Source organism: Pectobacterium wasabiae CFBP 3304 (genome assembly GCF_001742185.1).
In the GTDB taxonomy this organism is placed as follows: Bacteria; Pseudomonadota; Gammaproteobacteria; order Enterobacterales; family Enterobacteriaceae; genus Pectobacterium; species Pectobacterium wasabiae.
Genome location: NZ_CP015750.1, coordinates 3,996,614 through 4,009,700, shown reverse-complemented (window position 1 = coordinate 4,009,700; position 13,087 = coordinate 3,996,614). Strand labels below are relative to the sequence as shown.

The following is a 13,087-nucleotide window of genomic DNA, read 5'->3' as shown; positions in this document are numbered from 1 at the left end:
GGCAGCATGTGGCATGCCCAGCGCGAAATGCTGTTAGCGTGGTATTTTATTAACTTTGTGCGTGTGCCATGTCTGCATGCATTGAGGCAGCAACAGGCTGATGCTTAGGCGGTTTGACCCACAGGGTAATCAGCAGCGAGATGATAGACATAATAATGATTGCCATAAATGTGGCATGGAAGCCCCCGAGTTGTGCGGCGATAAATGAGCCAGACAACGCGCCGATACCGAATCCCTGATAAATCACGCCGTAGTTTTTGCTGTGATTTTTCAGGCCAAAGAAGTCGCCGACAATCGCTGGGAATACCGTGATATTGCCACCAAAGCAGAAGGCAATCGCGCTGACACAAATAAAGAACAGAATTGGACTAAGCGGCAGGAAGGTCATCACAGACACCGCCAAAATCGTCACAAACAGCGTAAAGCTAATCACTCGCATACGTCCGACATTATCGGAAAGCGCCCCAAGCACAATACGCCCAACGGTATTAAAAATCGCAATCGCAGACACCGCATTTGCCGCCGTCGCCATATCCATTCCGGCCATTTGCACACCAATATCTTTCACAATACCGATCAAATACAGGCCACTCATGCACGCGGTGAAGAAGATAATAAACAGCAAATACGATTCTTTAGTTGCCAACATCTCGGCCAGCGAGAAGTCACGCGTTTGTCCCTGAACCGCAGCCTGTTGTACCGGTACCGCAGCAGGTTCTTTCAGCAGTGAACTACCAACCAGAATCATCGCCATAACGATAATTCCCCAGTAGAAAAAGGCTTCTGACACGCCCACCTCGGCAATCAAAAAGCTGTTTACGTATTTAAACAACAGGCTTCCAGTACCAAATGCGCCAACAGAAATGCCTGCGATCAGCCCTTTGCGGTTAGGGAACCATTTGATCAAATTGGATAGCGTCGTGATGTAAGCTGTACCATCAGCAAAACCGACAACAACGCCCATTAGCAGATAAATCAGCGTCAGCGATGGGCTCACCGCACTCGCCATCAGACCCGCCCCCAGAGCAATGCCCGCGATCATGGTTAAGCGGCGCAGGCCGATACGCTCCTGAAACTTACCGGCAAACAGCGTTGCAAATGCCAGACAGAAACTGGTGATTGAAAACGTCGTCGCCACGGAGCTCAATGCCCAGCCAAATTTATCCACCAGCGGCTGGTTGAATAGGCTCCAGGTATAAATCGTGCCAAGTCCCATTTGGGTAATAATCGTACCGAGGACAATCAATCCGCGATTAACAGGTTTAGTATTCATGGGTTTTCCCCTACATCAAAAATGGGTCCGATTCACTCGGCACACTAAAAAATATAAGCTGATGTGGAGAAGAGACGATCCATCAAAAACACTGTCAGCTTATGGGCTGAAGCCAGTATACAAGCGGGCTGACAGTGGTTGATCGAATGGGGAATGAGATGCCTGAAATGCGGAATGAAATGCCTTTAAAAGCGCATCAATGACCTGAAATCCTTTATCTTGCTCCGGCTAACCGGGACTTCAAAATCCAGATCGTTCAATCGCAGGATATAGGTATTGTTAAACCAGGGCACAATTTCACGGATTTTCGTCAGGTTGACGCAGTAAGAGCGATGACAGCGGAAGAAATAGTCTTCCGGCAGGCGGCTACAAAACTCCGTAATATTCATCGGCATGATGAACTCCTCACGCCGGGTATACACCAGCGTGACCTTTTCCTGTGCAGCGGCATAGTAGATATTATTAATATCCGTGACGATAATCCGCTCGTCTTTCATTAAATTAATCGTTTGCTGTGCGCCTCTGGGTGCGCCCGTATGCGTGCCCGTTTCGACGGCGGGTGCAATTTGCCGCTGTTGCCAGGTCGCTTCCAGCTTACGCAACATCGTGATGATGCGAGATTCATGATACGGCTTGAGAATGTAATCGAAGGCCTCGACTTCAAAAGCTTCGACCGCATGTTCTTTGTACGCCGTAATAAAAATGATGTAAGGCTTGTGTGCGAATTTGCTGATATTTTGCGCCAGCCAAACGCCGTCTAACGACGGAATATTGATATCCAAAAAGATCGCATCGACGTCGTTATGTTGCAGATATTTCAGTACATCCAGCCCATCATCGAATGTCGCTTCAATCGTCATATCACTGTGCTGTTTGATGAGGTAACTCAGTTCTTGCTGCGCGAGGAACTCATCTTCAACAATAATGGCTTTCATGGGTTGCCTCCTGTTTGTTCAGCAGCAGAATAGGTCGAGACCGGCACCTGAACGGTATCTGGCAATGCCGACGGTGTTTTATCTTCTCGCGGGATGTAGAAATAAATCTCGGTTCCGGGTTCCAAACGACGAATACGCAGACCATCACCATAGAGCAAACGCACCCGATGATGGACATTCAGCAGGCCAATCTTATTCCCCGGCAGCTCGTTGCGCGCAACGCGATCCATCGTTTCCTGACTAATGCCATGGCCGGTATCTTTTACCGCGACGAGCAGTTTGTCGCCCTGTTCCTTCACAGACAGCACCACAGTTCCTTTGCCTCGGCAAGGCTGAATACCATGAACAATCGCGTTTTCCACCAGCGGCTGAATTAATAAGCTGGGAATTTTATACGCTAAATCATCGTCAATATCGTAAATCACTGTTAACTTGGCACCAAATCGCGCCTGCTCAATCGCGATATAATCTTGAATTTGGTATAGCTCTTTCTTTATATCGATCAGCGCATCGTCGTTGAGTTCGAGGTTATAGCGCAAATAGCGGGACAGATTGATCACCAACTGGCGCGCCGTATCGGGATTAATACGAATAGATGAGGAGATCGCATTCAGCGCATTAAAAAGAAAGTGCGGATTGATTTTACTTTGCAGCGCTCTCAGCTCCGCTTTATTTGCCATATCACGCAGTTGCTCTGTACGGGAGACTTCAATTTGCGTTGACATAATTTGTGATAAACCGACGGCCATCACGCGTAACGAATAGGTAATTTTATGGGCGTGGCGGTAATAGATTTTCAATGTGCCCGTCACCTGCCCGTGCTCCCATAGCGGGATGACAATCATCGAATGGATTTCCGGCGTTAGATGCTGCTCATCATTATTTTTAATGATAATTTTCCCATCATGGATCGCCTGCTGCGTCATCGGACTGATAATGTCGTGACCGATATTATATTTGTCTTCCCCAATCCCCACGTAAGCCTGAATATGCTGCGTGTTCGTTATTGCCACCGCGTCCGCATTAATTTCAGTGCGAATGATTCTACAAATGGCCGTCAGTGAATCACTGTTGATATTACGGAAATACGGCAGTGTCTTGTGTGCAATATCCAACGCAAGTTTGGCTTGTCTGGCGGCAATCACCTCTTTTTCATTCGCCACACTCTGCACCAGTAACACGATCAGGCCAATACATACTGAGCCAAGGATCATCGGCACCGCAATTTTTGAAACAATATCCAACCCTAGCTCGATCGGCGTCGCCCACGCCACAACCAGCAGCATCGTTAACGACTCACACAGCATTCCGCCCAGGATACCGATGCTCCACTGCTGCTCTTTTTTGACTTTCTTATTGATGTAGCCGGAAGTGATACCCGCGATGATGCTGGTAATCAGACACGGCACAGAGGTGATGCCGTCAATATCAATTAAATAACGGTGCGCTCCCGCAATGATACCCGTTGCGATACCCACCCAAGGGCCAAAGAGAATTCCGCCGGACATCACGGCAATCACGCGCACGTTGACGAGCGATCCTTCAACATTAATGCCGGAATAGGTACCGAACAACGCAAACAGTGAAAAGATGGCCGTCACCGTCACCCGTTCTCTCGGTGAATGCTGCTCTTTTTGCAGCAATTGCCGAAACTGGCGCGTCCTTGTCAGGAAAAACAGGCAAATCAGCATCAAGGCGGCGCGGTCAAAGACCGCAAGGAGCATCTCAAATATTTCGTGCACGGGACATCCGGTACTGGGTTACGAGCCTGCACTATAGGAAAAATGTGATCTATATTCCACTTTTTAGTCTGTTAACCACTCGACGGTGTGTAAACGTATAAAAGCCAGCAAACGCTGGCTTTTAGGAAAGATTGCTGTAGCACAACAATTTACACATCTATTGGCTTATTCAATTTTAGTAGCTGGGTAAACTCTTCTGCGGGCATCGGATGCCCGAACAGATATCCCTGTGCTTCTTCACACCCTTTGCCCCGTAGCCGTTCACTCTGCTCCAACGTTTCCACACCCTCAGCAATCACGCCAAGACCGAAACTTTTCCCAAGATAGAGGATCGCTCTGACAATCGCCGCATCCGGCGGAGACTCACACATGGTTCTGACAAACGTTTGATCGATCTTCAGCCGAGTCACCGGGTAGTTTTTCAGCATACTGAGTGACGCATAACCCGTTCCATAGTCGTCAAAGGCAATCCCGATCCCCGCATCCCGCAGCGTTTTCAATGGCTGTAACATATTTTCATCGTAACGCAGAATGATATTTTCCGTGATCTCAAGCTCCAGCGAGCTTGGTTGCAACCCGGTACGAGCGAGGGCATCCATAATCTTTTTCGCCAACATGCCTGTACGAAACTGCGCGCTGAAAAGGTTAATACTGATACGAAAATAGCTGTTGCTAACCTGACACCACTCTGCCGCTTGCCGACAGGCCGTTTCTACGATCCAATCCCCTACTCGTTCCGCCCACGGGCCATTTTCCAGTGCGGTAAGAAATGCTGCGGGCCCAAGTAACCCTCTCTCTGGGTGACGCCAACGTAACAACGCCTCCGCACCAACAATCTCATTTGTTGCCAGTTTTACCTGTGGTTGATAGAACATTTCAAATTCATGCTGCTCATAAGCTCGTACAAACTCTAACTGGAAGGCATGCTTAGCCTGAAAGACTTCAAGTAGTTCGCGCGTGAAAAAACGATAACAGTTCCGACCTTCGGATTTCGCCTGATACAGTGCTAAATCTGCACTGGTCAAAAGATCCTGCACGGTGACGCCATATTCTGGATACAGCACAGCACCAATACTGGCACTAATATTGATTTGGTGATCGTCAATAATCATTGCCTGCGAAATTTCATGAATAATTTGCTCGGCAATTTTACCTGCAACCTTTTTATCATTCAGACCCGGAAACAGCAGCGCAAATTCATCTCCGCCCATTCTCGCGACTACATCACCGGAACGAACCGCCGCTTTTATTTTTTTGGCAACGTGCACCAAAATATCATCGCCGCTAGAGTGCCCCAGGCTGTCATTAACATCCTTAAACCCATCCAGATCGACCATCATGATGCAGACCGCAGGTTCATTCTTGAGCGCGGTTTCCAGATTTGATGTTAATAATGTCCGGTTTGCCAGTCCCGTCAGTGGGTCCATATGCGCCAGTAAAAACAGCCGCTCTTCGTTGCGTCGGCGCTCGGTAATGTCACGCAATATCGCGCCATAGCTAACATTGTCGTTGTCTTCCCACATAGAAACCGACAATTCAACCGGAACCAGGCTACCGCTTTTGGCTTGTACGTTCAGCTCCAGCGTCACCCCTTTCATCAGGGAATCACGGTCAGTGACCAGATGGTTAAGCTGCACGATAAAAGCATCAGGTACGATGCGATTAATATTTTGGCCGATAATTTCATCGTCGCTGTATTCCAGCATCTTCTCTGCGGCTGTATTCCAGAAGGTAATCATTCCCTTCTCGTTAACGCACAAAATCGTATCAGGCGAGGTATTGGCGATATTTTCAAAACGCACCTGACTGGCCCTACGCGCCAATTCCAAACGCCGCATTTCCAGCTTGTCCATGACCAGTGACGCCAGATCCTGCAAATTGTGCTCATCACGCTTGGTGAATGCTGCTCTGGGCTTCAAATCAATAATACATAACGTGCCAATGGCATGCCCAGACGGGGTAATTAAGGGTATCCCGGCATAAAAACGGAGATAAGGAATTCCCACAACCAGCGGATTATTTTTGAATCGCACATCCTTGAGTGCATCAGGCACCACCATGATCTTTTTCTTCAAGATCGTATGGGCGCAAAAAGAGATATCGCGTGGTGTTTCGCAAAAAGGAACCCCTACGCTGGCGGCAAACAATTGGCGCTCAGCTTCCACCAACGAGACTAAAACGATGGGGGCGTTAAAAATGTTGGCAGCCAGACTAATCAGGTTGCTCAGACTCGGATCGAATAGTGCGTTCTTAATTCCATACTCACGAAGAGCAGCAAGACGTTTATCTTCATCTTTGCTTATTGGGGCACGACTCATGGGTTCCCCCTCCCATCGTATTCATGTTCAGATTAGAAAAAAGGTTAGCTGTAAATCCAAAATGTTGCAGCAATGAGCACGATAAGAGCAACCAGGCCAACGTGAGTAAACCAAGATTCTTTCTTTCGCCAAGTAGTGCCTGAGTGTTGAGTATGGCAAAAGATCCGAATTCGATCATCCCTTCGAATCATTAATAATAACAAGTAGAAGCATCGATTAAGATGATAGATGAAAAGAGAAATAGAAAGATATCGATGTACTCACAACGTAGAGTGATGAAGATAAAAAAGGCAGAGAAAGGTTGGCATATTCAAATACTCATTACCGAATAACGACAATATGGTATCAAGTTATTAACAGAATATAACCAACCAAAGAATCATCAGGCGGGGAAATAGGTTATTGAATGCTCAGGGGTGTCATTCTTTGCTCGAATAACGACATCCCAGACCCCTGTGTAAGGGACCGTTAAATACACTTCACCTTCAGCATAACGGCAAATAGAACCCTGCATATCGCTATTTTCTTCCGCCATGGTTTCCTGCTCACCATTGCTCATTTTTACTTCAAACGTATTAGCACACCGGACAATTACCGTATCACCACCAAACAGACTTAAACACGTGCGAATTACAGACATACATCCTCCGCGACACGCAGTCATGCGCATGCTTAATAAAACGAATTCATTGGTTATATTTCCCACAGCGGGATTTCCATAAGAGCAAAATGGTTACGGCCAGATTGTGATTTAGATCAAATGACACACATGTTTAAGTCAAATCAGAGGGTAGAATAAGACAATACTATGACCGCCTGACATTTATTAGGATTTTTGATAGTCAGACGATAGCGTTTATTTTGATGTTATCCCACACATCCACGCGGACTCCTTTTGTGAAACAACAACTTTAATTGTTCTATGGTTGTATTCACAATCACATCACACGTGCCTCAATGCACATTACTTTGGTTTTTTTTAAAACAGATTAATACTCGCTTGATAACCGACAACTAAGGTTGTACATTGACCAAATGAAAACGACACTTGCAGAACGATTAAAAACCGTCAGAACGTCACAAGGGCTTAGTCAAAAAGCACTTGGCGACATGGTTGGCGTCTCTCAGGCCGCCATACAGAAGATTGAGGGGGGAAAAGCGTCACAGACAACCAAAATTGTTGAGCTTTCCAATGCCCTCCATATTCGCCCTGAATGGCTGGCAAATGGCGAAGGCCCGATGCGTAGCGACAGGGTGGTTCGATCGCTTCAGGAATCGAGCATTCCTCCAACATCAGAATGGGGCACCGTATCAGCTTGGGACAGCACGACAGAACTATCAAAGGACGAGGTTGAAGTGCCTTTTTTAAAAGATATTGAGTTTGCCTGCGGCGATGGACGCATTCAAAGCGAGGATTATAACGGCTTTAAGCTCCGTTTTTCCAAAGCTACACTGCGCAAAGTCGGTGCAAATACCGACGGTTCAGGCGTTCTTTGTTTCCCGGCTGCGGGTGACAGCATGGAACCCATCATCCCAGATGGCACCACCGTCGCCGTTGATACCAACAACAAGCGCATCATTGATGGAAAACTGTACGCCATCGCTCAGGAAGGGGGCGGGAACGATAAGCTCAAGCGGATAAAACAACTTTACCGCAAACCAGGCGGCCTTCTCGTCATCCACAGTTTTAATCGCGATACCGATGAAGAGACCGACGAATCAGAGGTCGAAATCATTGGCCGCGTATTCTGGTATTCGGTCCTGTTATAACCCAATACTGGCGGTATCCCGCACCATAGCACGTTCTTTTCCTCTCCCCAAAGCCGGTTGACTGATACAGATACCGGCCTTGCTTTATTCATAGCCGTTTTATTAAAAACAGCCCTACCAGTAAAAATTTTACCACTAAAAAACGTTTACCCTCGCCCAGATAACCTTACTCACACGTCACAGTTTTATACAATCACCGTGCTATTGTTTCATCACCCCTTGTTGATGTTGTGTTATTCCTCCTGTCTATGTGTTGCTTTCCCGCCCTCTGGCGGGATTTTTTTTACCCCTTTATCGAGCATCTCTTTGCGTATAGATCCGCAGACGACCATTTCGTTTTACAACAAAAAACAACCCAAATTAAAACTAAAGATGTTGACACAATAACAACTATAGTTTTAAATAGACACGTAACGCGGTTGTTATCTCACAAGATAGCGATGCTCGAATTCTCGCATAAGCAGTAACTATTTTCTTTAAGGATAAGGGGATTTATGACTGAGCCACAATTTCGCAGTAAAGGTCCTGAGCTTCTGGTCGAGCTTTCCCAGCACGTTGCCGATACGGTCAAAAACGTCACAGAGTTGGATCTACAAACCGCCGAACTGGTTGGTAATGCCGTTGCCAAACATATGATGAGCGTATGGGGCGGACAAAACGTTTATTTCCCAATGGGAATTTCCTGGCGTGCTTCTCAACGCGATCTTCAAATCTATGAAGAATTTGATGGGCGCAATCATAGTGCTCTGGCGAAGAAATATAATGTCTCGCTGCAATGGATTTATAAAATTGTCAGAACGATGAGAAAAGATGAATTGCAGGCAAAACAAAAAAATCAGGAGTAATGCAAAAGGCCATAAATTGAAAACTCGGGCGATAATAAAAACAGATGATTTAATAACAATAATAACTTCTTATTTTAATAAAATATAACCAAATCAATCTTAATTGAGGCCATGCAGCAAGAGATTCCTATGCGCTGGCACTAGCCAACACACGCTGTTTGAAATATGAAATATACATTCAAATATAATACCGCAATGTAATTAATAGGATGGGTACATTTTGTACTCATCCTATTACCTCCAATGTTTAACCTCAGAAATCGCTCCTTTTAGTACGATATTCAGTCAGGCTATAACGAGCACACTATTTCCCATCTCCTTATTTAAATCAATCAGCTAAAAAAACCAGAAACATGCATTTACAATGCATAAATCAATTTTTGACCGCTGAGGGCGTGATAACGTTGCCCCACGATCCCTTCGGTGTGTTGAAAGCACCGAGTGAAAAAAATAAATAGGGGCAATTGAGAGCAATGAGCGAGAAAGCAAGAAAACGGTGGCAGCGTCGCCCCGGAACAACTGGCGGTAAACTCCCCTGGAACGACTGGCGCAACGCCCTGACCTGGCGCAGAGCAACACAACTTCTGCTACTGGCGATCAACATCTATATCGGAGTCACCTTCTATTTTTGGGTACGCTACTTTGAAACTGGCGGCACGAGCCTTTATATATCGAGGCCGGGCGGTATTGAGGGCTGGTTACCGATTGCAGGATTAATGAACGTTAAGTTCACATGGGAAACGGGCAATCTTCCCCCTATCCATCTTGCATCAATGCTGTTACTTCTCGCCTTTATTCTCACCAGCCTGTTACTGAAGAAATCATTTTGCTCTTGGCTGTGCCCTATCGGTACGTTATCCGAGTGGGTCGGTATATTGGGAAAAAAACTGTTTGGCCGTCACTTCATTCTTCCGAAGTGGCTAGATATTCCGTTGCGTAGCCTGAAATATCTATTATTAAGTTTTTTTCTCTACATTGCGCTATCAATGCCAGCACAGGGCATTTATATGTTCCTGATGTCGCCCTACGGTTTGATCGCTGACGTTAAAATGCTCGGCTTCTTCCGCAATATCGGCACCATCACACTGACCTGTGTCTTTCTCTTTATGCTTGCCAGCCTGTTTATTCGCCATTTCTGGTGCCGTTACCTCTGTCCCTACGGCGCACTTTTAGGCGTATTTTCGCTGCTGTCGCCTTTCAAAATTCGTCGTAATACCACTAGCTGTATTGACTGTGGCAAGTGTGCTAAGGCCTGCCCGTCTAACATCCCGGTGGATAAACTGATTCAGGTGAGAACCGCAGAATGCACGGCCTGCATGACCTGCGTCGAATCCTGCCCAGTGGCATCAACGCTCCACTTCTCACTAATGAAACCATCAGGATCGCAGAAAAAAGACAGTTCCACAGCCAAACCGCTATGGCGACAAACCGCGTTGTCCGGTATTACGATGACCGTACTGGTGCTCAGCATTCTCTTCGGCATGATCGGCTTTGCGATGTATACCGGCGGCTGGGACAGTCCGATTCCCGAACATATGTACTTCCGGCTCATTCCCGATTCACAGAATATTAGCCATTAATAAAGACCGATAAGGTCAACGGTGCTTAATACAAAACAGAATAGTTTGTGGGAAAGGAACTTGAGGGAAAAATTAAGGGGCCAACTCGGCCCCTGTCATTATAACCTGCGCTAAAGAGCAGATTACATGTTATCGATGATGTCTTGAGCAAACTCACTACATTTCCGCAGCGTAGCGCCTTCCATCAGACGTTCGAAATCGTAAGTCACGGTCTTGTTCTTGATCGCGCCTTCAACGCCTTTAACAATCAAGTCAGCCGCTTCAAACCATTGCAGGTGACGCAGCATCATTTCAGCAGACAGAATAACAGAACCTGGGTTCACTTTATCCTGACCAGCATATTTCGGTGCCGTACCGTGCGTGGCTTCAAACAGTGCGCATTCGTCACCGATGTTTGCGCCCGGAGCAATACCGATACCGCCAACCTGTGCCGCCAGTGCATCAGAAATGTAGTCACCGTTCAGGTTCATACAGGCGATCACATCATATTCAGCAGGACGCAGCAGGATTTGTTGCAGGAATGCGTCAGCGATCACGTCTTTTACCACGATATCTTTGCCGGTGTTCGGATTCTTGATCTTCACCCACGGGCCGCCATCGATCAGCTCACCGCCGAATTCTTCACGCGCTAACTGGTAACCCCAGTCTTTAAACGCGCCTTCGGTGAATTTCATGATGTTGCCTTTGTGCACCAGCGTGAGGGAATCCCGATCGTTGGTGATCGCGTACTCGATCGCAGCGCGAACCAGACGTTTGGTCCCTTCTTCAGAGCACGGCTTCACGCCGATACCACACTGCTCAGGGAAACGGATTTTGCTAACGCCCATTTCTTCACGCAGGAATTTGATCACTTTGTCTGCTTCAGCAGAACCCGCTTTCCACTCGATACCGGCATAAATGTCTTCGGCGTTTTCGCGGAAGATCACCATGTCAGTCAGCTCAGGCTGTTTAACCGGGCTAGGTGTACCTTCGTAGTAGCGTACCGGACGCAGGCAAACATACAGATCCAACTGTTGGCGCAGCGCAACGTTCAGAGAACGAATACCACCACCAACTGGTGTTGTCAGCGGGCCCTTAATCGCCACACGATATTCACGGATCAAATCCAGTGTTTCATCCGGCAACCAAACATCTTTACCGTAAACTTGCGTGGATTTCTCACCCGTATAGATTTCCATCCAGGAAATCGCGCGCTTGCCCTGATAGGCTTTCTTCACAGCGGCGTCTACTACGTTGATCATGGCAGGCGTTACATCGATACCAATGCCGTCACCTTCGATAAACGGGATAACTGGATTATTCGGAACAACCAGTTTGCCTTGAGCATCAACCGTGATTTTCTGACCTTCTGTCGGTACAACTACTTTGCTTTCCATTAACCTCTCCTTCGAGCGCAATTTTGTTAATGACTTGTAAGATGCGTGTCAATACTACTTGAATATTTAGCCCGCGCCAATCGCAAACCATTTCGAGTATAATGCTTTTGTTACCCGCGACTATAAAGATGATGAATAAATTCCCTGTTAAAAATCACAAAGTTAAACGATTCAGCTCACAGCCAGCAAGAAAAAGGCAGCCTGACAATACGCCGCGCCGGATTGTTTTGTTCAATAAGCCCTTTGATGTCTTGCCGCAATTCACTGATGAAGCCGGACGCCGGACGCTGAAAGATTACATTCCGATCGGCGGTATTTACGCCGCCGGGCGTCTGGATCGCGATAGCGAAGGCCTGATGATTCTCACCAATGACGGCAAGCTTCAGGCTCGGCTAACCCAACCAACGGAAAAAACGGCAAAAATCTACTATGTTCAGGTGGAAGGTATTCCTGACGACGCTGCACTAACACGCTTTCGCACAGGTCTGGAACTGAATGACGGTAAAACGCTGCCCGCAGGCGCGGAGATCGTTCCAGAACCTGACTGGCTGTGGCCGCGCAATCCGCCAATACGCGAGCGTAAAAGCATTCCTGACTGCTGGCTGAAAATCACGCTGTATGAAGGTCGTAATCGGCAAGTCCGTCGTATGACGGCAAATATCGGGTATCCTACCCTGCGTCTGGTTCGATACGGCATGGCCAATCAAACCGTAGAAAACCTGTTACCCGGAGAATGGAAGGAGATAGCGGATGTTTAAACCCCATGTCACGGTTGCCTGCGTCGTGCAGGCCGAAAACCATTTTCTGGTCGTCGAAGAGTTAATTAACGACAAATTATTGTGGAACCAACCCGCGGGCCATTTGGAAGCCGATGAAACGCTGATTCAGGCGGCGAGCCGCGAGCTGTGGGAAGAAACCGGTATTCAGGCCACGCCGCAGAGTTTCTTGCGTCTCCATCAATGGATCGCTCCCGACAGCACACCCTTTTTACGCTTTTGCTTCGCGCTCGACCTGCCTACGCGAGTCGACACTCAGCCACACGACAGCGATATCGAATGCTGCCGCTGGGTGACCGCCGAGGAAATTTTGCATTCTCGCCAGCTTCGTTCACCGCTGGTGGCTGAAAGTATTCGCTGCTATCAGCAGCCTGAGCGCTACCCACTAGCCTTATTGGGCGCGTTCAACTGGCCTTTTTAAGCATCCATCCTTTTAGACCTGCCGTGAATGGCCTGACCAGCACGCGGCAGG

10 protein-coding genes and 2 pseudogenes are annotated in these 13,087 nt (G+C 47.4%); 5 read left to right on the top strand and 7 right to left on the bottom strand.

What is annotated here, in order from left to right; all coding sequences use genetic code 11:
- Window positions 1–49 precede the first annotated feature (49 nt).
- The 6 genes and pseudogenes from A7983_RS18305 to A7983_RS18285 all read right to left on the bottom strand — a co-directional run bounded on the left by A7983_RS18305 (window position 50) and on the right by A7983_RS18285 (window position 6,908).
- Window positions 50–1,273 carry an L-lactate MFS transporter gene (locus A7983_RS18305; protein ID WP_005968913.1) on the bottom strand — a complete coding sequence of 408 codons (1,224 nt, stop codon included), beginning with the start codon at window positions 1,271–1,273 and terminating at the stop codon, window positions 50–52.
- Between the two features lie 185 nt (window positions 1,274–1,458).
- Window positions 1,459–1,746 (bottom strand): annotated as a pseudogene (locus tag A7983_RS24895) (LytTR family DNA-binding domain-containing protein); the annotation flags it as partial.
- A 107-nt stretch (window positions 1,747–1,853) separates the two neighbouring features.
- Window positions 1,854–2,208: pseudogene (locus A7983_RS24890) on the bottom strand (response regulator); the annotation flags it as partial.
- Window positions 2,205–3,950: a sensor histidine kinase gene (locus A7983_RS18295; RefSeq protein WP_005968915.1), complete on the bottom strand. Its 1,746-nt coding sequence runs from the start codon at window positions 3,948–3,950 to the stop codon at window positions 2,205–2,207. The gene A7983_RS18295 and the pseudogene A7983_RS24890, both read right to left, overlap by 4 nt.
- A 149-nt stretch (window positions 3,951–4,099) precedes the next feature.
- Entirely contained in the window at window positions 4,100–6,268 is a 2,169-nt protein-coding gene (locus A7983_RS18290) for a sensor domain-containing phosphodiesterase (RefSeq protein WP_005968917.1), read from the bottom strand.
- Window positions 6,269–6,650: 382 nt separating this feature from the next.
- Window positions 6,651–6,908, bottom strand: coding sequence for a hypothetical protein (locus A7983_RS18285; RefSeq protein ID WP_005968918.1), 258 nt, complete (start codon window positions 6,906–6,908; stop codon window positions 6,651–6,653).
- 395 nt (window positions 6,909–7,303) lie between these two features.
- On the opposite strand from A7983_RS18285, the gene A7983_RS18280 reads away from it, so the two are divergent.
- The 3 genes from A7983_RS18280 to A7983_RS18270 all read left to right on the top strand — a co-directional run bounded on the left by A7983_RS18280 (window position 7,304) and on the right by A7983_RS18270 (window position 10,463).
- Window positions 7,304–8,038, top strand: a complete 735-nt coding sequence (locus tag A7983_RS18280; RefSeq protein ID WP_005968919.1) for an XRE family transcriptional regulator — start codon at window positions 7,304–7,306, stop codon at window positions 8,036–8,038.
- Between the two features lie 494 nt (window positions 8,039–8,532).
- A complete protein-coding gene (locus A7983_RS18275; RefSeq protein ID WP_005968920.1) occupies window positions 8,533–8,883 on the top strand; it encodes a Mor transcription activator family protein in 351 nt (116 codons plus the stop codon).
- A gap of 473 nt (window positions 8,884–9,356) precedes the next feature.
- Window positions 9,357–10,463: a 4Fe-4S binding protein gene (locus A7983_RS18270; protein ID WP_005968921.1), complete on the top strand. Its 1,107-nt coding sequence runs from the start codon at window positions 9,357–9,359 to the stop codon at window positions 10,461–10,463.
- Between the two features lie 122 nt (window positions 10,464–10,585).
- On the opposite strand, the gene icd is transcribed toward A7983_RS18270, so the two are convergent.
- A complete protein-coding gene (icd, locus tag A7983_RS18265; protein WP_005968922.1) occupies window positions 10,586–11,839 on the bottom strand; it encodes an NADP-dependent isocitrate dehydrogenase in 1,254 nt (417 codons plus the stop codon).
- Between the two features lie 131 nt (window positions 11,840–11,970).
- On the opposite strand from icd, the gene rluE reads away from it, so the two are divergent.
- Complete coding sequence (gene rluE, locus A7983_RS18260; protein WP_167354033.1) at window positions 11,971–12,597, top strand: 23S rRNA pseudouridine(2457) synthase RluE; 627 nt, start codon at window positions 11,971–11,973, stop codon at window positions 12,595–12,597.
- On the top strand, window positions 12,590–13,036 hold the full coding sequence (locus A7983_RS18255; protein ID WP_005968924.1) for an NUDIX hydrolase: 447 nt from the start codon (window positions 12,590–12,592) through the stop codon (window positions 13,034–13,036). Before rluE ends, A7983_RS18255 begins: the two co-directional genes overlap by 8 nt.
- Window positions 13,037–13,087 lie beyond the last annotated feature (51 nt).

Excerpts from the sequence above, each read along its gene's own strand:
- A7983_RS18285 (WP_005968918.1), bottom strand. The coding sequence starts at position 6,908 with ATGTCTGTAATTCGCACGTGTTTAAGTCTGTTTGGTGGTGATACGGTA.
- A7983_RS18270 (WP_005968921.1), top strand. The coding sequence starts at position 9,357 with ATGAGCGAGAAAGCAAGAAAACGGTGGCAGCGTCGCCCCGGAACAACT.
- A7983_RS18290 (WP_005968917.1), bottom strand. The coding sequence starts at position 6,268 with ATGAGTCGTGCCCCAATAAGCAAAGATGAAGATAAACGTCTTGCTGCT.
- rluE (WP_167354033.1), top strand. The coding sequence starts at position 11,971 with ATGAATAAATTCCCTGTTAAAAATCACAAAGTTAAACGATTCAGCTCA.
- icd (WP_005968922.1), bottom strand. The coding sequence starts at position 11,839 with ATGGAAAGCAAAGTAGTTGTACCGACAGAAGGTCAGAAAATCACGGTT.
- A7983_RS18305 (WP_005968913.1), bottom strand. The coding sequence starts at position 1,273 with ATGAATACTAAACCTGTTAATCGCGGATTGATTGTCCTCGGTACGATT.
- A7983_RS18280 (WP_005968919.1), top strand. The coding sequence starts at position 7,304 with ATGAAAACGACACTTGCAGAACGATTAAAAACCGTCAGAACGTCACAA.
- A7983_RS18255 (WP_005968924.1), top strand. The coding sequence starts at position 12,590 with ATGTTTAAACCCCATGTCACGGTTGCCTGCGTCGTGCAGGCCGAAAAC.
- A7983_RS18275 (WP_005968920.1), top strand. The coding sequence starts at position 8,533 with ATGACTGAGCCACAATTTCGCAGTAAAGGTCCTGAGCTTCTGGTCGAG.